Source organism: Desulfatiglans parachlorophenolica (genome assembly GCF_055394735.1).
In genome coordinates this window covers 5,006,575-5,029,102 of record NZ_AP042460.1, presented here as the reverse complement: position 1 = coordinate 5,029,102, position 22,528 = coordinate 5,006,575, and the positions used below count along the sequence as shown (strand labels likewise).

The 22,528-nt window shown below is 56.6% G+C and carries 17 protein-coding genes; 9 read left to right on the top strand and 8 right to left on the bottom strand.

Features of this window, described 5'->3' with window-relative positions; genetic code table 11:
- Nucleotides 1-104 precede the first annotated feature (104 nt).
- Nucleotides 105-1,934 carry an AMP-dependent synthetase/ligase gene (locus ACZ500_RS23205; protein WP_464229794.1) on the top strand — a complete coding sequence of 610 codons (1,830 nt, stop codon included), beginning with the start codon at nt 105-107 and terminating at the stop codon, nt 1,932-1,934.
- Between the two features lie 39 nt (nt 1,935-1,973).
- Here the strand turns inward: ACZ500_RS23205 and queC are convergent, their stop codons facing one another.
- Together queC and sat are read right to left on the bottom strand one after the other, a co-directional pair.
- Entirely contained in the window at nt 1,974-2,663 is a 690-nt protein-coding gene (gene queC / locus ACZ500_RS23200) for a 7-cyano-7-deazaguanine synthase QueC (protein WP_464229793.1), read from the bottom strand.
- Nucleotides 2,664-2,816: 153 nt separating this feature from the next.
- Nucleotides 2,817-4,013, bottom strand: coding sequence for a sulfate adenylyltransferase (gene sat, locus ACZ500_RS23195; protein WP_464229792.1), 1,197 nt, complete (start codon nt 4,011-4,013; stop codon nt 2,817-2,819).
- Between the two features lie 1,157 nt (nt 4,014-5,170).
- Between sat and ACZ500_RS23190 the strand changes: the two genes are divergently transcribed.
- Complete coding sequence (locus ACZ500_RS23190) at nt 5,171-6,403, top strand: amidase domain-containing protein (RefSeq protein ID WP_464229791.1); 1,233 nt, start codon at nt 5,171-5,173, stop codon at nt 6,401-6,403.
- A gap of 73 nt (nt 6,404-6,476) precedes the next feature.
- On the opposite strand, the gene ACZ500_RS23185 is transcribed toward ACZ500_RS23190, so the two are convergent.
- From ACZ500_RS23185 to ACZ500_RS23160, 6 genes are all read right to left on the bottom strand, one after another.
- Nucleotides 6,477-6,959 (bottom strand): Crp/Fnr family transcriptional regulator, encoded by a 483-nt coding sequence (locus ACZ500_RS23185; RefSeq protein ID WP_464229790.1) that lies wholly within the window; start codon nt 6,957-6,959, stop codon nt 6,477-6,479.
- Between the two features lie 210 nt (nt 6,960-7,169).
- Complete coding sequence (locus tag ACZ500_RS23180) at nt 7,170-7,673, bottom strand: cyclic nucleotide-binding domain-containing protein (RefSeq protein WP_464229789.1); 504 nt, start codon at nt 7,671-7,673, stop codon at nt 7,170-7,172.
- A gap of 104 nt (nt 7,674-7,777) precedes the next feature.
- Nucleotides 7,778-9,874, bottom strand: coding sequence for an FAD-dependent oxidoreductase (locus ACZ500_RS23175; RefSeq protein WP_464229788.1), 2,097 nt, complete (start codon nt 9,872-9,874; stop codon nt 7,778-7,780).
- 329 nt (nt 9,875-10,203) lie between these two features.
- On the bottom strand, nt 10,204-10,353 hold the full coding sequence (locus ACZ500_RS23170; RefSeq protein WP_464229787.1) for a hypothetical protein: 150 nt from the start codon (nt 10,351-10,353) through the stop codon (nt 10,204-10,206).
- Between the two features lie 222 nt (nt 10,354-10,575).
- Nucleotides 10,576-11,448: a succinate--CoA ligase subunit alpha gene (gene sucD, locus ACZ500_RS23165; protein ID WP_464229786.1), complete on the bottom strand. Its 873-nt coding sequence runs from the start codon at nt 11,446-11,448 to the stop codon at nt 10,576-10,578.
- Nucleotides 11,449-11,659: 211 nt separating this feature from the next.
- Nucleotides 11,660-12,805, bottom strand: a complete 1,146-nt coding sequence (locus ACZ500_RS23160; protein WP_464229785.1) for a succinate--CoA ligase subunit beta — start codon at nt 12,803-12,805, stop codon at nt 11,660-11,662.
- Between the two features lie 162 nt (nt 12,806-12,967).
- Here ACZ500_RS23160 and ACZ500_RS23155 point away from each other — a divergent pair, with 162 nt between their 5' ends.
- From ACZ500_RS23155 to ACZ500_RS23125, 7 genes are all read left to right on the top strand, one after another.
- Complete coding sequence (locus ACZ500_RS23155) at nt 12,968-13,672, top strand: GntR family transcriptional regulator (protein WP_464229784.1); 705 nt, start codon at nt 12,968-12,970, stop codon at nt 13,670-13,672.
- Between the two features lie 236 nt (nt 13,673-13,908).
- Entirely contained in the window at nt 13,909-15,345 is a 1,437-nt protein-coding gene (locus ACZ500_RS23150) for a 4-hydroxyphenylacetate 3-hydroxylase family protein (protein ID WP_464229783.1), read from the top strand.
- 354 nt (nt 15,346-15,699) lie between these two features.
- Nucleotides 15,700-17,160 (top strand): FAD-dependent oxidoreductase, encoded by a 1,461-nt coding sequence (locus ACZ500_RS23145; RefSeq protein WP_464233110.1) that lies wholly within the window; start codon nt 15,700-15,702, stop codon nt 17,158-17,160.
- Nucleotides 17,161-17,173: 13 nt separating this feature from the next.
- On the top strand, nt 17,174-18,418 hold the full coding sequence (locus ACZ500_RS23140; RefSeq protein WP_464229782.1) for an NAD(P)/FAD-dependent oxidoreductase: 1,245 nt from the start codon (nt 17,174-17,176) through the stop codon (nt 18,416-18,418).
- Entirely contained in the window at nt 18,415-18,825 is a 411-nt protein-coding gene (locus ACZ500_RS23135; RefSeq protein ID WP_464229781.1) for a DUF1667 domain-containing protein, read from the top strand. The genes ACZ500_RS23140 and ACZ500_RS23135 overlap by 4 nt, the downstream gene beginning before the upstream one ends.
- 421 nt (nt 18,826-19,246) lie before the next feature.
- Nucleotides 19,247-21,817, top strand: a complete 2,571-nt coding sequence (locus tag ACZ500_RS23130; RefSeq protein ID WP_464229780.1) for an MBL fold metallo-hydrolase — start codon at nt 19,247-19,249, stop codon at nt 21,815-21,817.
- 323 nt (nt 21,818-22,140) lie between these two features.
- Nucleotides 22,141-22,365 carry a hypothetical protein gene (locus ACZ500_RS23125; protein WP_464229779.1) on the top strand — a complete coding sequence of 75 codons (225 nt, stop codon included), beginning with the start codon at nt 22,141-22,143 and terminating at the stop codon, nt 22,363-22,365.
- Nucleotides 22,366-22,528: the final 163 nt, after the last annotated feature.

Genomic DNA, 22,528 nt, shown 5'->3' with positions numbered 1-22,528 from the left:
GAAACAACTTACATTTTCTGTTTCACGCTGCCCGTTCCCGGCTCTTTTTGTGACAGAACAACGTTTGTCTGCGCCCACGAACAGGTGCGCCCGGAGGTACCGCGATGGAAAAGTTGAACAACACTTCGATGCCCGCAGTCTTCCAGCAGCAAGTCCACAAATACGGCGACCGCGCATGCGTTGCCTGCAAAACGGGCAACCGGTACATCGAGATCTCCTGGAACCGGATGAACGCCATGGTCCGGAACCTCGCCTCCTTCCTGATTTCCAGAGGTATCGAACCGGGCGATCGGGTGGCCATCTTCTCCCCCAACCGCTATGAATGGTGGGTAAGCGACCTCGCCATCCTCTCCATCGGCGCCGTCGACGTCCCGATCTATGCCACCAACTCCGCCGAGGAGGCCTTCTATGTGCTGCAGCATTCCGAAGCCAAGGGGTGTCTGGCAGGGGCTTCCGAGCACCTGCAAAAGATCATGGAAATCCGGGATCGTCTTCCCGGCCTGGAATTCACCGTGGCTTACGACACCGCCGAAGGCTTTGGCCCGGACGTGATGCATTTCGAGCAGGCCCTGCAGGAAGGCGAAAAACTAGGCCTGAGCGACGTCTTCGAATCTCGGCTGGCCGCGGTCAAACCCTCCGACATGGCCACGATCATTTACACTTCCGGCACCACCGGTCCGCCCAAGGGCGTCATGCTCTCCCATGACAATTTCGTCTCGAACGTGCGGCAGGCCCTATTCGATTTCTGGGACAAGGTGTCGGACAAGGACGTCCTGCTTTCTTTCCTGCCGCTCAGCCATTCCCTCGAAAGGACCGCCGGCTATTACATGCCGCTTGCCTGGGGTGCAACCGTAGCCTTCGCAGAGGATTTCTCGAAGATCCAGGAAAACATGGCGGAGGTCAAACCCACAATCATCATCAGTGTCCCGCGCTTCTATGAAAAGATCCACTCCGGAATCCTGTCCAAGGTATCGGAGGCGCCCGCGACAAAGCAGGCGCTCTTCAAATGGGCCATCGAAACGGCCCGGATGAATCTCCCTTACGCCTGCACCCAGAAACCCCGTAAAGGCCTTTTCGCTTTACGGTATCGGTTGGCCGACCGAATCATCTTCTCGAAACTGAAAGCGGTGCTCGGGATGGATCGACTCCGATTTGCGGTCTCCGGCGGTGGCGCCCTTTCGGTCTCGGACGCGGAATTCTTTCTGGGCATGGGTATCACGGTCCTCGAAGGATTCGGACTCACGGAAACCACCCCGATCACCAATGTGAACCGTTTCTGGCTCATCAAACCGGGGACGGTCGGCCCCCCCGTGCCTGAAACGACCGTCAAGCTTTCCCCTGAAGGAGAGATCCTGATCAAGGGTCCGCAGGTCATGCTCGGTTATTATAAGGATGAAGCGGCGACGCGGGCGGCGTTTTCGGAGGACGGGTTTTTCCGGACCGGAGATATCGGCGCCATCGACGCGGACGGCTACCTTTCCATCACCGGCAGGATCAAGGACATCATCGTCACGGCAGGAGGGAAGAATATCGCACCCCGAAACATTGAGAGCCGGCTGATGGAGTCTCCCTACATCGAGCAGGTCGCAGTAATCGGCGAGAAGCGGAAATATCTCTCCGCGCTGATCGTTCCAGCCTTCGAAGAACTCAAGAAATGGGCCCGGACCAATCAGGTGCCTTTCTCAGAGCACGAAGATCTCATCCAGGATCGCTCGGTGCTCGATCATTATACCCGGGAGATCGAACGTCTCATGGCTGACTTCGCCCGGGTCGAGCAGATCCGCAAATTCCGTCTGCTTCCTCACGAATGGACCCAGGAAACCGGGGAGATGACCCCGACACTCAAGCTGAAACGAAAGATCCTCGAAGAAAAATTCAAAGAAGAAATTGAGAAATTGTATCCGCCGGAGACTTTTTCACCGCCCAGAAAGTAAAGGTTTTCGGCCCCCGCCCTCTCCATTCCGGTCGGCATCCTACCTCTCCGAAGGGTCCTGGATGCCGGCCTCCCGAAATCCCTTTCTTCTGAGCCGGCAGCTGTCGCACTCCCCGCAGGCACGGCCGTCCGGCAGAGGGTCGTAGCAGCTGTGGGTCAGTCCGTAGTCTACGCCCAACTCCAGACCCTTCAGTATAATCTCCCGTTTGGTCATGTGCAGCAAGGGCGCACGGACCCGGATCTTCAGCCGCCCTTCCACACCGGCCTTGGTGGCGAGACCGGCCAGCCTTTCGAAGGCCGACAGGTACTCCGGCCGACAGTCCGGATAGCCGCTGTAATCGATGCTGTTGGCGCCGATGAAGATGTGCCCGGATCCCAACACTTCGGCCCATCCCAAGGCAAGGGAAAGAAACACGGTATTCCGGGCTGGAACATAGGTTATGGGAATCTCGTTTGGGATTTCGTCTTCCTGGCGGCCCTTCGGGACCCTGATGTTGTCCGTCAGCGCCGATCCGCCGATACCGGCCAGATCCACCCGCAGCACCTTGTGCTCTTCAGCGCCGAGCACAGACGCAACCTTGCGGGCCGCCTCCAGTTCCACCCTGTGTCGTTGCCCATAATCAACCGTCAAGCTATAGACATCGAAACCTTCCTCAAGAGCAATCGCCATCACGGTGGTCGAGTCCAGCCCGCCGCTTGAAAGCACCACAGCCTTTCTCCCTGCCTCCATCGTTTCAGCCTCGCTTCCTTAATTTCCCTGATTTCTTTTCAGCCTGCGCATAAAAAAGGCCCTCACTGTTGTTCTAGAGAGGGCCCTTTCTATCGACTGGAGATCCGCGTCTGCGCTTATTTTTGAAGGATGGCGGCTACGCCTTCCTTGTTCCTAACGTGCACAGGAACCGGATGACATATAGTAATCCATCAGGATCTTGGCAACTTCCGGACGAGAGAATTCGGGCGGTGGCGCCTGACCATTGCACAGCATCTCACGGACCTTGGTCCCGGACAACAGGATGAAGTCCTCTTTGGTATGATCAGGAACGTCACGCATCATAACAACTTTCTTCAACTTTTTCGACCAAGCGGTATGGTCCGCCCTGTAGATTTCCAACTGGAGGGCATTCTTCGGAAGTTCGTCAAAGATGGTCTGCGCATCGAAGGGGCCGTAGTAATCGCCGACGCCGGCATGGTCACGTCCCACGATCAGGTGCGTACACCCACAGTTCTGACGGAATACCGCATGCAGCAGGGCTTCCTTCGGACCGGCATACAGCATGTCGAAACCGTATCCGGTAACCAGAACCGTATTCGCCGGGAAATAGAGTTCAACCATTTTCCGGATACAGGCATCGCGAACATCCGCAGGGATGTCTCCGGCCTTCAGCTTACCGAGGAGCATGTGGATCAGGATCCCATCGGTCTTCAGATCGTTGTATGCCATGCGGCAAAGTTCTTCATGGGCCAGATGCATCGGGTTACGGGTCTGGAAAGCGACGACCTTTTCCCAACCGAGCTTGGCCATATCTTCGCGGATCTGGTAGGCCGTCTTGAAGGTGTCCCCGAAATCCTTCTCGAAATAGGAGTAGCTCAGTACTTGAATCGGACCGGAAATCACCTTTCCCCCGACCGAGTTGAAAGCCTTCACGCCGGGATGGTTCTCGTCTTCCGTACGGAAGATCGACAGCGTCATCTCTTTCATCTGCGCCGGGGTGAACTCCTCGATGGCTTCCACTTCCTGAATCGCCAGCACAGGATTGCCCGCGACGTTAGGGTCTCTGAGGGCGATCTTCTTCGCGCCTTTGACAGCGGAGGCGTCCGGCACGACATTCAGGATCGGAACAGGCCAGAAAAGCCCGTTTTTCAGCTTCATGTCCTTGGCAACGCTCATCGCCTCTGCGGCGCTCATAAATCCCGTCAGGGGATTGAAATAACCGCCCCCCAACATGACGGCATTGCCGGCTGCGGCCGAACTGACCACGATGGAAGGCAGGCTCTCGGCTTCCTTGGTTAACTGGGCGCGCTTTGCGTCGTCCATGACATACAGCGGATTCAGTTTATCGGATCCATGCGGCTTAATCATCGTTTCCTCTCCTCTGGGTTTAGTTGGTGATTCCCTGCCAAAAAAGTATCGCTACAAACTCGGTGATCCCCGCCAAAACCGGTCATTGAAACCCCTTTGCATTGGCGCAAGCTTGGATGCTCCAAGCGAACCCGCTCCTCTTGCGCACCGGCTGCAGGCGGATCAAAGCGGTTTTGGCATGAGCTACCCGTATATGCAGCCGGCAAGGCCTTCTCCTGCCGGCCAGCGGCTTCTGCCGTCCACTTCGGTATGATCAGACCCCCACCTGCTCGGTCTCGACGCGCTTTACCGCAATCCCCGCCGGGTCAGGATCAGCATGTCCAATTGTAACGTGCGAGGAATACCAAAAGTTTCGAGCCATGTCAAGAAGGTATTGTTCAAATTTTCACAAAAGCCGTGCGCCTTCAAAATTTAACTCGTGTCCATCCGGAAATGAGAATATTTTCTTCACACCCTTCGGGTGCTCAGTCCCACCGCTGCCAAGTGGGTCGCGGTTTTCACAATACCGATGAAATCCAGCACTTGCTCGGAAGCGGCCTGTAGATCGCCGCCCCAGAAAACAACAGATTGACGCCCGGGTTGGAAAAAAGACCGTTTCCGGAAGGAAACTCACCACCGGTTCAAAATATCCTGTTCCCGGTGCCTCACCTCCTCTTCCAGGACTGAATGAAAAGGCCTGCAGATCGATCTCAAGGGCCTCATCATGACCCGCCAGCCCATTCCGGGATCATCCTCCAACAGAACCGTGCAAAGACTGGCGCTGTCGATCCTGATCACCCGGGAGGTCCTGCCGGCAACACCCCTGGATGAGCAGCGACCGAGGCTACTCAAAGCCCTTCAATAAAGCAACTTTACTCGGAAAACGTCACTCGGCATCGTCGACCCCTTGCATTCGAAACCCTTTCCCACCAAACCTCATCCCAAAGACCTGTATATGGCGAAGATCGGTGTTCACAATAACATGTGCAGTCTCTCCTTCCGCCCTGTTCCTCCGAGGCTGAGCAATTTTTCCTGCATCGGAAAAACAAGCAACAAGATTAGGCGCTTTCACCTCCATAGCCCATGTTGATGCCCAAAACAGGCAGTATTCAATACAAACGGTATCATTATTGCATTAACAAATCTAAAGACCATACTTTCAAGAAAGGAGACTATACATGAGACATGCAAATTGCAGCCTGTGTATTAGTATCGCCAAATTGTGTTTAATTTTTTTTGTTCTAATTTATTGTGAAAGGATTGCCAATGCTGAATACAATATCCAACCAGATGCAGAAGATTCAATCAGATCTACAATATTGCATTTGTTTAAAATGAGAGATATGTTATTAATAACAGGTGTAGATGAGGGATATAATTTTCCGATAACCGAGGCTATGGGGAGGAAATTTTCAGGCGATGAATACAAAACTACACTTATAGATTTATATAATACAATAAAAGAAGAGTCTGCAATTGCATACATATGGTCACAATCGGAAATTGTCGATATAATCGTAACAAAAAAAATCGGCAGAATGATATATATCAAAGTGCGCGAGAAAAACAAAATGCAGAGCCGACTTGTTCATTCACCTAATTTTGACGCTCCACTGACTGTAACTGTTATGGATCATGTGATGATCATAAAAAAGACAATGAGAGATTACGATGTTATCTACGATCAACAACATGATGAAATTTTCTATTCAAACTTAGATGACAAAAAAGATGTAACTTACCCAATTGTACCGGATACACCAGATGCCAAGATGCAGCTAGATGAATATATGGAAAACAATCCTGATGCTGTTGAACCTCTAGTATTGCCTCCCTTGGAAATTCCATTGCATCATCAAATGGATGAAAACAATGTCAAAAGTGAGGAAATATTAAATCACGAATTGGAAATTTACCCATATAATAGGGTATCGGCAGTGAATTATGCTATAGCTTATGCCCAAAGCTATAACCCCCATTATGGGCACCTATTACAAAAGGATTGTACCAATTTTGCATCACAATGTCTTTATGCTGGCGGTTGGTTTATGACAACCGGATGGGATAAAAAAAATATTTTAGAATGGTGGTTTGAAACAAGCGGTGCAGGTAACATATGCACTTACGCATGGAGTGCAGCCGATAATCTGGCATGGCATATGTATTTTAGGAATCGAGCATACAATGTCACTACAACCTGTGATATTCAATTGGGTGACATAGTAAGCGCTGATTGGAATAATGATTATATTATCGACCATCAAATGATGGTAACCAAGAAAGAAGGCTGCGTAATATATTTAAGCTATCACTCCAAAAATACTTTAAATAGATCGTTTTACGATATAGTTAAAAATGCACCAAATGCATGGTATTTCGGTTGGCATATTCTCCGAAGTGAATATTGGTAGGTGTTATAGATTCATCCGGGTGCATTACGGGTTTCTAAAATTTTCACAAAAGCCCTGAGCATCCAAAATACCCTCACCACTGGTTCAGAATATCCTGTCCCCGGCGCCTTACGAGTTCCTCCTGCAGTGAATGGAATCGCCTGCCGATAGCCCTCAGAAGCCTCATCATGACGCGGTAGCCCATTTCCGGATCCCCCTCGAACAAACGTGAAAGGCAGGCGCTTTGGATCTTGATTGCTCTGCAGGCCCTGCTGACACAAAACGCCGAATGCATATGCCGATAGGGTGGGACCATACTCGACCAGCCAAAGACCATGCTCGTCATCAGTGATGAAAGCGGAAATTCTGTGGAACCGGCTGTTTTCGACGATTCCCCCATCAGGGTCACCTCGCCCTTTTCCACCGCCCACAGGTACTCCGCATCGGTCCCGATACCGAACAGTTCGTCTCCCCTTTTGAATTCAGCCTCCTCGCAGCACGTCCGCAAGGCCGCAAGCCGGTCGTCATCCAACCCCCTGAAGACCTCTATCTCCTCCAAAAAATCAAGGCTGACCATCTAAACCTCCTGCTCCCGGGAAACATTTGTCTTGAGCACCCCACGCTGTCAGATCCCGACCCGAAAAAACACAGAAGCTCATTCATCCCTTGCACCCGAAAGTACCGGAATAAGAGGGACGGGGTGCAACGCTGCCCGATTTCTCGACTACGGATGTGGCACCGTGCGTCTGGCCATTACAAAACCCTGTAAACATCTCCGGGGAAAGGGTCAAACAGGGGTGAGCGGCAGAACAGCCCCCCATTCCTGCAATTGGTCAAAACGCCTGCTCACCACGGCTGCTAGATTCGACATCACCGTATATCCCAGCCGATAGTCCTGCTCTGAGAACCTGGTCAAGTCGTCCTTCGCAAGCATCAACACGTCGCAGCGTTTCGAGTTGCAGTATGCGGACAGGCTGTACCTGTAAGGCGGCATGAAACCGGACCAGCCCAGCGACTCACCAGCCGAAATGGACACCACAAGGTTTTCATCTGAGCGTTTGCGGCCGGGGAGGTTAAAAAAAAGCCCCACCTGGCCTTGTTCCACTATCCAGATCCTGTCCGCAGTCTCGTCTTCCTTGAAAAGTCTTTCACCCAACGTGTAGGACTTCCGCTGGCAACACCCCTGGATGAGCAACAGCTGAGGCTCCTCAAGGCCCTTCAATAAATCGACTTTCCCCAAAAAATCGACACTCGGCATCGTCAACCCCTCACGTTCGAAATCCTTTCTCACCAACCCTCACCCCACCAACCGGTATTGATGGACCCAAACCGTCTCGCTTCGGGATCGATGAGGCCATGCCCAAGTCCCGGCACGGATCAAACAGTCCAAACCATCTATGCGGAACCAGCGCCTTTGGCATCCGGATCAACCCTATCGACGTTGTAGCAAAGCAAACCGCAATCGAGGCATCGTTCGCTTTCCATACGCGCAGCCTCTTCGGTCAGCACCTGGTCCACTTCCACAAAGGATTGAACACGCATGTCCACCGGCAGTTCTTCCATTGTACAACGGGGTTTGTGCTCGACACCCGGCACCTGTTCGAAAATGGATTTGTCGATCATTTTTCGACCCAGCTCCTGCTGGTCAGCGTGCACCTCCTCCCCCATGACATACTGGTGAATCGAACGCGCGGCCCTCCGCCCGCCCCCGATGGCCTCCACTACAAGCGAGGGTCCCGTTGCGGCGTCTCCCGCTGCGAAGATATAAGGAATGCTCGTCTGCGTGGTGTAAGGGTTCCCCTCGATCGTGCTCCAGCGCGTGGTCTTGAGCTGCGCCAGGCGGTCCTCGGTTTTGTCCTTGAACCCGATGTCAGGCGCCTGGCCGATGGCCGTGATCACCATATCCGTTTTTAGAAGGGTCTCAGACCCTTCTACAGGGACAGGCCTTCGCCTCCCGCTGGCATCGGGCTCCCCAAGTTCCATCTTCAAATACTCGAGATGCGTCACTTTCCCGTTCTCGTCCCCCACCACCCTGACCGGGGCACAGAGAAAAAGCATCTCGATCCCCTCGTGATCGGCAGCCTCGATTTCAATTTCGTTGGCCGGCATCTCCTTGCGTGTACGCCGGTACACGAGATAGACTTTCTTGGCTCCTTTCCTCACCAGAGTGCGGGCACAGTCAATGGCCGTATTCCCGCCGCCGATGACCGCCGCCGTCTCACCGATCGCCACGGGCACCGCTCCCGCCATCCGGCTCAGGAAATCGATCCCCGTGTAGCATCCGCTGAGATCCTCTCCCTCGACCCTCAGTCTGGAGTCCTTCCAGGCCCCGATCCCCATAAATACGGCGTCATAACCAACAGCCACCAGGGAAGCCAGGTTGAAATCCAGCCCGAAAGTCACATTGGTGCGAACCTCGATCCCAAGGTTGACAATCCCCTCGATTTCCCAATCGAGCACCTTTTTCGGGAGGCGGTATTCGGGGATGCCGTAGCGCAGCATTCCCCCCAACTTCCGCATCGCCTCGAAGATCGTCACCTCGTGTCCGAGGCGGGCCAGGAAATAGGCACAGCTCAGACCCGCCGGCCCGCCGCCGATCACCGCGATGCGGCGGTTCGTCGGCGGCGCCTTGGTGATGGGCAGGCGTTTCCCGGAATGCATCTCGTAGTCGGCCACAAACCGCTTCAACTGGTTGATGGAAACCGGCTCGTCCTCGATACCCCTCCGACAACGTGTCTCACAGGGATGGGGGCACACCCGTCCGCAGGCAAGCAGCAGCGGATTACGCTCGCGGATGGTGTTGACGGCGCCCTCGTAATCGCCTTCACGGATTTGATGGATATATTTCGAGATATTGATCTCCGCCGGGCAGGTCTGCCGGCACGGTGCAAGGCATTCATCCGACCGGTTGAAATGGAGCAGGCGCTCCGACATAGTCTTGACCCGGATGATGCCCTTGGGGCAGATCCTCTGGCAGGCACCACACCCCACGCATTTCGCTTCGTCCACAACGGGCAGGCCTTCCGGCCCCATGCTCAGGGCCCCGAACTGGCAGGCCCTTACGCAGTCGCCTTGCCCGAGGCACCCAATTTCGCACAGGCGCTTCCCACCATAGAGCATCGCCTCTCCATGGCAGGTGTTAATCCCGATATAAAGGAACTTGTTGTCCGCACGATCTCCGCCGGTGCAGAAATTAAGCGCGCGTGCCGCCTCCGCCAGCCCCGCGTCGAGCCCCATGATGGCCGCTACCTTTCGGGCGGACTCCGGCCCTCCCACGATGCAGGCACTGGGTGGAGCCTCGCCCGCTACGATCGCCACAGCCGCAGCCGTACACCCGGCATACCCGCAGCCCCCGCAGTTGGCCCCCGCCAGGCATTCTTCCACCAACTCTATCCTGGGGTCCTGATCGACATGAAAGATCCGTGAAGCCAGGCTCAGGAGGAGGCCGCACATGGTGCCCAAACCCAGCATGACCAATGTCCCTTGAATCATCTTGTCCGCTCCTTTACGTTCTGGAAAACCCGTATTTGACCCGCTCTGCCTTCAGCGGCGGCCTTTTCAGCCGACCAGCCCGGCCACGGGTCCCCGCACCGGAAGACCCGCACCTCGAACCGGGAATAGACTGATCTGCAGGCATCACTGGTCTGATTCTCACGCCCATACATGGTCAAGGATCGGGGCGGGAAGGAAAGACGGAGATTCGTAGAAGAAGAACCGCCCCAAAAAACGAGACAGACAACCCGTTAAACGCTATTTGGTGTCCATCCGGAAATGATTTCCCGGTACAACTCAGTTTCCAATCCGGAAATGAGGATTTTTCTTCACACCCTTCGGGTGCTCAGTCCCACCGCTACGCGGCGGGTCCCGGTTTGGTCAATATCAAGGAAATCAAGCATTTGCGCGGAGGCGACCTGGTGGTCGCCGCACAAGCAAACGTGCAGATTGACGCCGAGATTGGCAAAAAAGACCATTTCCGGATGGAGACTATTTGGGAGATTAAAGACCCGGGATAGTTTTGTCAAGCGCCGCCTAAGGTCCCTTCGGGCCGCAGGAAGAGAGACCTTTTTGACTTTGTAGATCCGGCACTCGGGGATCCATTTAGACCATTGACTTGAAAGGATTCCTGCCGTCCGCGCAGACGGACGTGCAGGTTACCGCCGATAGACTTTTACAAACCGTCTTGACGACAGACGTCACCTCAGCTCATGGTCGACCGCCCATTGGCCCACTTCGATGGGGCTTTTCAGGACCGTCACCCCGGCCGCCTTCAGGCTTTCCGTCTTGCCCTGAACGGTTCCGGCCGAGCCCCGGACAATAGCCCCCGCATGCCCCATCCGTTTGCCTTGGGGGGAAAACCGGCCGGCGATATAAGCCGCGACAGGTTTGGTCATATGGCCGGCGATATACTCCGCCGCTCTTTCCTCCTGCTCCCCGCCGACCTCTCCCACGATGATGACGCCGTCCGTTTCGGCATCTTCCTGAAAAAGCTTCAGGATATCGGGCAGATTGGTCAATGCGACCGGATCCGCCCCCATACCGACGACAGTGCTCTGGCCGACCTGCTCACGGGAAAGAATCCCGGCAAACTCATAGGAGAGGGTACCGCTGCGGGAGATGATCCCCACCCTACCGGACGAGAAAAGAGAGGCGGGCATGATGCCCATCTTGCCTTTGCCCGGCACGAGGATGCCCGGGGTCGTCGGCCCCAGCGCGAAGGACCCTTTTTCCCGGGCGTAGGCCCGCATCTTCATGACGTCATGCACCGGCACATGCTCTGGAACGACCACAATGAACTCCACACCCGCATCGACGGTCTCGTAAAAGGCATCCAGCACGAACGCGGCGGGAACGAAAAAAACGGAGGCATTGGCGCCGGTGCTCTCGACGGCCTCCGCCACACTGTCGAATACGGGCAGCCCCTCCACTGTGGTGCCGCCTTTTCCCGGGGTAACACCACCCACCACCGCGGTGCCGTATTCGAGCATCCAATGGGTCTGCACCCGCCCGATCTTGCCGGTAATCCCCTGGACGATCACCCGGGTGTTGTCGTCAAGCAAAATACTCATAGATTCTACCTCTTCAAATAAAATGGAATACCTCTGAATGGCAATAGAACCGTTCCTGCAAATCGATGGCTCTGATAGAACACAGACCGCGTTGCACGGGGGCCTCCTTCATCCGGCCGCATATCCGTCTGCAAGAATCAGCGGCGCAGGAGCCCCACGCATGCCATGCTCTGCACCGGCCGCAGCCTTGCATCAGGGCTGGATCCATCCATCAGTTTCCGGGGCCCACCAGCTCGTACAGCCGCTCCACCGCCGCCTCGGAAGCGGGGTCCGTCACCACGTGCACCCCCGCCGAGCGGAAGATCTCCCAGGTCTCCTCCTGATGGTTGCCGAGCGCTTTGGCCACGATCGGCAGGGTGACCCCCTTCTCCTGGATATAACGCACAACCCCTTTGGCTCCTTCATGAATCGGATTGATCCCGCCGTATATGTTGATGAGAATCCCGCGCAGCCCCTCCTTCATCATCAGCAGTTCCATACAGTTGTAGAGAAGTTTGTCGGTGATCCCCCCACCGGTCTCGAGAAAATTGGCCGGACTCAAACGCTCGCCGATGATATCCATCGTGGCCATCCCGAGCCCTGCTCCCGAGGAGATCAGACCGATATCGCCCTCGAGGTCGACATACGTTACGCCGATCTCTTTGCCTTTGCGCTCGAGTGCGTTCTCGATGCGGCCGATGAGGTTCGGAAGGGAATAGCGCCGGATCCGCGAAAGGGCTGAGTTGTCAACCTCGAGAACGGCATCGACTGCCAGAACCCCGCCGTTTGCCAGCACCACAAGGGGGTTGATCTCGACGATAACGGCCTCGAGCTGCGTGAAAATCTTGTAGAGCTGAACGATCACATCCGCGCACGAGACGAGCAGACGCTGCGAGAGTCCCAGACCGCGCAAAAGGGTCCTCGCCTGATAAGGGTAAAAACCGAACTGTGGGTCCACCTTCATGGAAGCCACCTTCTCGGGCGACTTGCGCGCCACTTCCTCTATCCTGACGCCGCCTTCCGTGCTCGCGACAATCACGGGGAGACCCGAAAACCCATCGATGGTGATCCCCAGGTAGAGTTCCTTCTCCACCGCCGCCTTTTCGGCGATCATGATCTTGCGGACGGCGAGACCTTTGACATCCATGCTCAGGATATCGCCTGCAATTTCTTCCAACTCATCCGGCGAGTCAGCGACCTCGATCCCGCCGGCCAGGCCACGGCCACCCACCAGGACCTGCGCCTTGACAATCACCGGATACCCGATGCCGTCCGCAATACGCAGGGCCTCCTCGGTCGAATCGGCGACCCCACTGCGTGGGACGGGGATACCCTTCGATTCAAAGATCTCCGCAGCTTCGTATTCGAAAAGTCTCATGATTCTTTCCTTTGCCTGAATGCGCTGAGGTTCATGGTTACAGCCCGCGCGGTCGATCTCGCCGCCCCCGCCGACATCGGTCTTCAGAAAAAAGCTTGACAAAGAGCTTGTATCTATAATTAAACTTTTAATCAAGTTTTTAATTTGATTTTCAATCAGGAAATGAAACCCAACAAGACCACAAGACAGGGCGATACCCGGGAAGATCATGCCCAACTTGCCTACAAAGGCATTCGGCGCATGCTCTACCATAAAGAGATCGTACCCGGTCAGAAGGTCGCCTGCGGTGACGTGGCTGAAAGGCTCCAGATGAGCCCCACACCCGTCATACAGGCCTTGAAATGGCTGGAATTCCAAGGGTTTGTACGACATGAACCCAACCGTGGCTACTTCATGGAGCCCTTCAGGCTCGAGGAAATCGAAGAGATCTACGAATTACGCGAATTGATCGAACCTTCCCTGATCCAAGCTGTCGTAGAGCATCTGGACAAGGCGGGAGCAGATAAGCTGCGAGCCGCCTTGGAAGCCCACCGGTCCGTGGATCACGAGGTTTATCTGATACAGGAGCGGCTCTTCAAAAACAGGGAGTTTCACCTGACCCTCGCGTCGCTTTCCCGCAAACCGACGCAGATCCGCATCCTCGGTAATATCTTCGATCTCCTGTTTCTGAAATACGGCGGCAACTATTTCCCTTTCGAATCCACGGATTCGACCGACCAGGCGCACAAGCGGACGGTCGACTGCATCCTGGCGCGGGATGCAAAAGGGGCGCAGGAAGTGCTCTCCGCGCACATCGCCAGCGCCAAGGAAAAGGTCCTCGCCGGATTCCGTAAATTCCTGGAAAAGCGGGACAAACCTGTGATTTAGAGGTCATCCGAGCGCAGGTGCCGTCGTCATAAGGATCCGGGAGCGGTTGTCTTTATTATTCGTTTTTTCAAGGAGCCTGTCGGGCTTTCTTTTTGCCCTTCGGGATCGGTTTTTTCACGATTTTTGCCGCGGCGTAAAGGGAATCAAGAAACCCATCGATTAAAGCAACGCTCAAGGGGAAAACCGACTCACCCCCGGCGTTACTCACTCTCAAAGCTCACCAAGGAGGAAGTACAATGGGTCTGAAAACAAAGGAAGAATACATCGAATCTCTGCGCGGGATGAACCCGACCGCCTACATGTTCGGGCAGAAAATCACCAACGTGGTGGACAACCCCCGCCTGCGGGCTGGGATTGAAGCCACCGCCGCCACCTATGAAGTCGCCGAGATGGACGAATACAAGGACCTGGCGGTCACCCAGAGCCCTCTCATCGATGAACCGGTGAACCGCTTCACCCTGCCGCCTTCTTCCATCGAAGACCTGGTCGCCCGGGTCAAACTGAACCGCAAGCTGGGGGCCTATGTCGGCACCTGTCACCAGCGCTGCACGGGGCTCGATTGTCTTTCGACCCTTTCGATCGTCACCTACGACATCGACCAGAAGTACGGCACGCACTACTACGACAACTTCGTCGAATTCCTGAAATACATGCAGAAAAACGACCTGACCGCCAATGCCGGCGTAACGGACGTCAAGGGCGACCGTTCCAAGAGCCCCAAAGACCAGGACGACCAGGACATGTATGTCCACGTAGTGGAAAGACGGGATGACGGCATCGTGGTCCGCGGTGCCAAGGCGCATCAGACCGGGTCCCTTTCCTCGCACGAAATCATCGTGCTGCCGACCCGCGCCATGCGCAAAGGAGACGAGGACTACGCCCTGTCATTCGCCGTCCCGGCGGACGCACCGGGCCTCATCCACGTAGTAGGCCGCTCGAGCCTCGACATGCGGGAACTCGACGGCTGCGACATCGGCAACATCCGCTACTCCAAGTACTGCCCCACCCTGATATTCAACGATGTCTTCGTACCCTGGGAGCGGGTCTTCATGTGCGGGGAGACGGAGTTCGCCGTCGAGATGGTCGTCCGTTTTTCCTCCTTCCACCGCCAGAGCCACGGCGGCTGCAAATCCGGAAAAATCGACTGCATGATCGGAACGGCCTTGACGATGATGGAATATAATGGCACTACAAAGGCCGGACACCTCAAACAGAAGGTCATCGACATGATCCATCGGGCCGAAACCCTATACGGCTGCTGTCTCGCTTCCTCCTACGAAGGAAAGCAGGAGCCCTCCGGGACCTACTTCATCGACACGGTCCTGGCCAATGCCTCCAAGATCCATGAAGGTAAGGAGATGGCCGAGGCGATCCGGCTCATGGTCGATGTCTGCGGTGGTTTCGTGGCGGACATGCCATCCGACCGTGATTTCGAGAATCCCGAGATCGGTTCGCTGGTGAAAAAATACATGAAGGGCGCCGACGGCGTGCCGGTCGAAAACCGCATCAAGCTTTACCGCCTGGCGGAAAAGCTGGCCCTCGAAAGCGCCGACACCATCTCCGATATCCACGGCGGTGGATCGCCCGAGGCCCATCGGGTCACCATCTTCCGCGAGACCAATATCAGCGAGAAAAAATATGCCGCCAGACGTCTGGCCGGCATCGAATCCTGAGCCTGACCGATTTTCAGCGGTGAGCGCGGTCCGAAGATCATCAGGACCGCGCTTCTGCGTTTGCGACCCTTGAGCGAGCGTCCACCCGGAAAGGATGATCGAGCACGACCGGGTTTCCAGTCCGGAAACGAGGATTTTCACTGCTTGGCGCCGTGATCCTTGCGGCAAAGAAGGAAATGACGACAAGGGAAACCCCTTTCCGAGTGGAATCGAATGACGAGCCTGCCTACGGAACCCGGGCATGCCGATCGGTTGTATCGACTTGGGGGCATGAGGCCCCGCCGGCTCGATCACCCTTTTTCCGCATGGGAAGCACCCTGAACATTTAGAAGGAAAGCGAATCGTTATCGTATGATGGAACATACATATGACGCCCTGATCATCGGCGCAGGTGTTGCAGGCAACGCCATCGCACGGGAGTTGTCCCGCTACGAGATCCGCGTCGCGGTCCTCGAAAAGGAACTGGACGTGGGCATGGGCACAAGTTCCCGCAACAGCGGCGTGCTCCATTCGGGCATTCACTATAAACCCGGAACGCTACGCGCCCGGCTGAACGTGCGGGGCAACGCCATGATGGGCGGGTTGTGCGCCGAGCTGAAGGTCAAGATCCAGTATATCGGCAAGCTCACCGTCGCCCAGGACGAAGAAGACGTCCGCACCCTTTTCGCGCTCAAGGAGCAGGGCGAGGCCAACGGCGTCCCCGGCCTCGAGATCCTCGATACAGGCGCCATGCAGACGATCCAGCCGGGCGTGGGGGGCATCCGGGCCCTTTATTCACCGACTACCGGGATCATCTGCCCTTACGGTCTCACCATCGCCCTCGCGGACAATGCCAGGATGAACGGGGTCGATTTTTACCTCGGTCGGGAGGCCGCCGCCATCCGCCACGACGCAAACGGCTTCACCGTAAAGACCACGGAAGGCGATTCCTTCAAGGCCCGCGTACTGATCAACGCCGCAGGCCTCTACGCCGACCGCATCTGTTCACTGCTCGGGATCTCGCAGTACCGTATCTACCCCTGCCGGGGCGAATATCTGATCCTGGACAAGCGTCTGCAGGGGAGCCTCTCGGTGCTCGTTTATCCGGCGCCTCGAAAAGGCAGCGCGGGTCTGGGGATCCACCTCACCAACACCGTAGACGGAAACATTCTCATAGGCCCCAGCAACGAATACGTGGATGCGCCGGACGACTCCGCCTGTACATCGGATATCATCGCTCAGCTGAAAAAAGAGGGGCATGAACTCCTCCCCGGCATCTCGACGGCGGACTTCATCCGCAACTTCTCAGGCCTGCGCGCCAAACAAACCCCACCGGAAATCAAGGGCTTCAACGATTTCGTGATCGAGAGCCGCACCGATTATCCAGGGTTCATCAACCTTCTCGGAATCGAAAGTCCCGGACTCACCTCATCCCCGGCCATCGCCGAAATGGTGCGGGGCATGGTGGCGGAGCGGTTGCCGTTGAAGGAGAAGGCCGCATTCAAGCCCGAGCGTCCCGGCCGCACGGAACTCTTTCACGAACTGCCGGCGGAGGAAAAGGCCGATCTCGTCGCCCGGGACCCGGATTACGGGGAGGTCGTCTGCCGCTGCGAGCAAATCACCAAGCGGGAGGTCCTGGACGCCATCCAGAACCCCCTGGGTGCGCGGACCATCGCCGGTATCAAGTACCGTTCACGTGCCATGATGGGGCGTTGCCAGGGAGGGTTCTGCCTCCCGCGGATCGTGCAGATCCTGGAAAAGGAATTCGGCTACCGGCCGGAAGATTATCTATTGTTCAGCAAAGGCTCGCACCTCTTTTCGGGGCGCGTGCGCTAGGAACCGATACCTCATGCAAACGATAAAACGCGATCTGGTCGTCATCGGCGGGGGGCCGGCAGGCCTCTCAGCCGCCATCGCCGCACGGGAGAACGGTTGCAAGGACGTGCTCCTGGTCGAACGGGACAGGATCCTCGGCGGCATTCTCAATCAATGCATCCATGACGGCTTCGGCCTGCACCGCTTCGGCGAGGCCCTGAGCGGCCCCGAATACGCGCAGCGCTATATCGACGAATTCCATTCAATGGGCATCGACGCGATGCTCGAGACCATCGTCCTCGGCCTCGGCAACAACCGGCGTCTTCAGGCCAGCTCCCGCAACGGCTTCACGCAGATCGATGCCGGCGCCGTGGTCCTGGCGATGGGCTGCCGCGAGAGGACCGCCGGCGCCATTTCCCTTCCGGGCACCCGGCCCGCGGGGATCTACACGGCGGGGGCCGCCCAGAACCTGATCAACCTTCAGAACATCATGGTCGGCCGTCAGGTCGTCATCCTTGGTTCGGGCGACATCGGACTCATCATGGCCCGGCGGTTGACCCTGGAGGGGGCCAAGGTCGAGGCGGTCTTCGAGATCCTCCCATACGCGAGCGGTCTTCCCAGGAATATCCAGCAGTGTCTGAACGATTACGGGATCCCGCTGCATCTTGGCACCTCGGTGATCGAGGTCCACGGGAAGGAACGTCTGACGGGCGTAACAGTCGCGGAGATCGACCCCATGCGCCACCCCATCCCAGGCACGGAGCGCCTGGTGCCCTGCGACACGCTGCTCTTATCGGTAGGGCTTATCCCCGAAAACGAGCTTTCCCGGGAAGCCGAGGTGCAAATCGAGGACCGGACCGGTGGGGCAGCCGTAGACGATACGTTCATGACGAGCATTCCAGGGGTTTTTTCCTGCGGGAACGTCCTGCATGTCCACGACCTGGTGGACTGGGTCTCGGAGGAGGCCGCGTTGGCGGGTGCCTGTGCCGCGGCCTATCTCCAGGCTGATACCGGCCCTGCCAAGCCCCGGATGATCGCCCTGAACCCAGGACCCGGTGTCCGTTATGTGCTGCCTCAGGCGGTGAGCGGTCGGAGGGATTTTACACTCTCCCTGCGGGTGACGGAGCCCGCCCGCGAACGAGCCGTCTGGGTTCGGGCCGGGGACCGGCAGGTTGCGCGGAAGAAACTCATGCGTCTGCACCCGGCCGAAATGGTCCGGATCAAGGTCAAGGCGGACAAACTGCTGGAGGCTGAAAAGCTGGAGGTTTCGGTGGAATGAAGACAAAACAGCTGACCTGCGTCATCTGCCCGAACGGGTGTGAATTGACTGTAATTTATGAACAAACGCCTGAGATCGTCGTGAAGGAGATCTCCGGACAAACCTGCGACAAGGGCCCCGCCTGGGCGGAGCAGGAGCTCCGCAACCCCGTGCGCACCATCGCCAGCAGCATCGCCGTCGAGGGCGGGGCCTTCCCTCTGGTCAGCGTAAAGACGGACCGTTCGATCCCCCTCGACCGCATCGGTGACGTCATGCAGGCAATCCGCTCCATCCGGGTGAGCGCGCCGGTCCGGATCGGGGATATCCTGCTCCGGAAACCCGCAGGAATCGACTGCAATATCGTCGCCACACGCCATGTGGACCCTGCCTCCTTCAAAAAGCTTGACAACGCAAATCGTTTTGGATGATCATATTGCCAAATACCGCTTGTGGAGAATATCTGCCTGATTGGCTCATTCGAGCGAAGGTCGGTGGTGTGGTAAGTGTGACACCTCACGTATAGGCAGTACAACACCATAGAAAATCCGTTGCAAGGTCAGAATCCTGCGGAGGCATCCAAGCAGCGCTTGGAAGAAGGCCATCCGCCACCATAGAGAGAAGATCACGCATGTATACAATGGATCGTCAATCCGGGCTGTTTTTTTATTTTAGGAGGTGGACTGCGCCCATGGGTTGACCGGTCCTTTCTGTTTCAACAGGCCGTGGGCACAGCAAGTGCCCACGGCTTTTTTTTTGGGGCCATTCGCGGCGCAAACTTGCCGAAAAATCCGTAAGCGGCGTCAGAGGCCCACGAAGAACCCTACATCGTCATTATCGAGGTCCAAAATTATGGAAGAACATTCAAAACAGCATCCCCCCATCGCCGTAACCCCCCATCTCTTCCAACTCGGCATCCCGGCCTTTCCGGTATACCTTTCCCTGGGAGACTCCGGTATGATCATCGAGGGGGGGACAGGCCCTACGTCCACGGTCATCGCAGACCAGATCCTGAGCCTTGGCGTCGATCCAAATCGGATAGAATACATCTTTCTGACCCACACCCACGCAGACCACATCGGGGCCGTGCCCTACCTCAAACGGATCTGGCCGCACCTGAAGCTCATCGTCAGCGCCCCGGGCGCAGAAATCCTGAGTACTCCCGAACTACAGCGGGAATTCATCCTGGTGGATCTCGGGATCGCACAGCTCCTGAAGGCCAAGGCAGAGTTATCCGCAATGCCTCCGGCGCCGCGCGACTTCCGCTTCGAGGCAGACCTCATCATCCGGGAAGGCGACAGCATCGAACTCGGGCAGGGGGTCGTCTGGGAGGCGATCGCCACCCCGGGCCATTCCCCCTGCCATATGTCGCTTTACGAGAAAAAGGAAAAGACCATCGCCCTCGGGGACGCCGCCGGATTTTATGTTCCGGAAAAAGACATCTTCTGGCCCAACTACTTCGTTTCCCTGGGGCAGTACTGCGCGAGCCTTCGAAAACTCGAGACCCTCGAGGCCAAACGGGTGATCCTGAGCCATAACGGCGTAGTGAACGGCGGAGCCGGCCGATTCATCGCCAAGGCCATCACGGCGGCCGAAGAATACCATGCGGAGATTTTGAACCGCCTCGCCGCAGGGGAGGATGCAGGGGCTATCGCCCTCGAAAAGGCCCGCTTCGTGAGCAGCCTGACGGACATTCAACCCTTCAAGGTCATGTACGACCTCTCCCGCCTGATGATCAAACGCTCGAAGGACGTCGCGTCCGGACCCTCCCCTTGCCGCGCGGGCGCCGCTGCGGATGAGGGGCTTCCCGAACCCGGGCGCGATGCGGACTCGAGTTCCGTAATGCACCGTCAGATCGCCCCGCTCCGCCTGCCCATCGGCGAAAAGACCCTGAGCGCCTCCGAACGGCTGAGCCTCGTCGCGCTGGTCGACGAAGGCATGCGCCGAGGCCTGCCCGACGCCCCCATCGTGGCCGATCTCTTTAACGACCTCTGGGACCTTGTGGATGCCACCATCGCCGGCAGCCGGATAAGCCGCCAGAGACCCGGGGACTCCGAAAACGCCTTCCATCAGCTCGAGATCACGGCGGAGACGGGCGAAATCCTCGGGCGTCTCAACATGCTCTACCTCAAAAAACCAGCCCCCTGCTACTACCTGGTCTATGTGGAGGTCGCCGCCCCTTTCCGCAGAAAAGGGCTTGGGAACCGCATTATCGAGCATTTCGGGACGTTCCTGGCCGGGAAATCCGCCTTGGGGATCCTCGACAACATCATCCCGAATCAGGACCCGACTTACGATATCTACCTCAAGCAAGCCTGGCAGCCCGTTACGGACATCATCGGGGAAACGGCCCTTGAAAAGGATTCGAATTACATGGTCTTCATCCCGCCGGCCTTCCGGGGGCATGACCTGAAGCCCGCACTCTTGAAGCTCCTCTATCACCTCAAGCGGAAACGCGCCGTCATCGACGCGCGGGACAACGAGGTCATGGTGCGACGTACCCTGGAGGAGTTTCAAACTCTTTACAAGACTTTGTGCACCTACTTCGGGACGGAAATCGAAGCGAGGCAATCATCCGTCTACATGCGTTTCATGTTCACCCGCTTTGTCACGAAGTTCATCGCTTTCAGACGTCGGATCGGCTCGTTGATCGGGTACACGGGCGGAGAATCCGCCGGGCAGATCACCCTGGCGCCGGAGATCGCGAACCTTCAGATCAAGAGCTATGCCCCGCGGGAACTCGTGGATAAAAACCCCGTCTGCGCGGGCCGTCTCGCTCTGCTCTCACGCCTCCCCGCCGATCTGACGCAGGACCCGGCCCGCGCCATCGACACCCTGCCGAATTACCGGCGGCCAAGCTTCATGGCCTGGCTCGAGGAGCGGGGCAAATCCTACACCGACCCTCTGACGCTCGGCGACCTCATGGACCTCGGGTTCGATCCGACGCGGTTGAAAGAGATGACGATCGACAACGAACCTTACATCATCGAACGGGTTCAGGCACGTCAGGTCGAGGGGCTTCAGAAGAAAAACGAACTGCTCGAACGGATCGGGGCCTCGTTCAAGGATGTCAAGATCAAGGGCGCCTGGCTGAAAGCCAATCCGGTCCTCTTCATCATCCGGGACCGCGGCAACGGTTATGTCCTCCGCCGCCAGATCGATGCCATTCACTGGGATGAGGCGCTGGCGGAGCTGCAGAGCAATCCGAAACTCAAGGCGGTCAACGCCGCATCGCGGCTCGACCAGGTCTTGGTCGCCACCGTGAGGCAGGCCCTAGCCACCATCGCCGACCGCCTGGGGCTCGAAAAGGATGCCATCACCGACCAACTGGTGCCCTTTGTCTCCTGGAACCTGAAGAGCAATCAACCGAAGATCATGCTGGATTTCACCACGTCTTATCTCGAGGGTGTCTGGATAGCCTGAAAAAAGCGCTTCGGACGTAACATTTCATCAGGAGGGCATTCAACGCAAATCCACACATAAACGAATCTTCGTGGAAGGGAAATCTTCACTCCCTATTTCTGCCGCTGACTCAAACGAGGGTACTGTGTATTTGAATTCCCTGCCGTCTTGCCCCAGGCATGGACTTGCTCTGGAATAGAGGATCGCCTTCTCTCACGTTCTCACCTTGCCGGGGCGCGGCAGCTGCGGACATCAAATCCGGTCTTTGCCCATCATGCAAGGTGTCCCTGGGGACTTAACCAGGGTAAAAAACGGCGTCCAACTTACCTAGTTTCCATCCGGAAATGGTCTTTTTTGCCAATCTCGGCGTCAATCTGCACGTTTGCTTGTGCGGCGACCACCAGGTCGCCTCCGCGCAAACGCTTGATTTCCTTGATATTGGCAAAAAATCCTCATTTCCGGATTGGAAACCGGGTTGCACCGGGAAATCATTTCCGGATGGAAACTACCTAGAAAACCAACGCCAACTATACAGAATGACTGAGAGAAATAGTCAAATCACCCTATAGTACAACATCTTCTTCCATATTTTCCTTGACCCTCAAAGGCGAATCGGTTATAAGGCCTCTTGCTGTCAGGTTCTGTTGGCTACGGAATCCTCATGAAGAGGTTCCCGTAGAGGATGTAATCTCAGCCAGCAGTTGCGAACCGCGAACATAACAGACTTGGGCG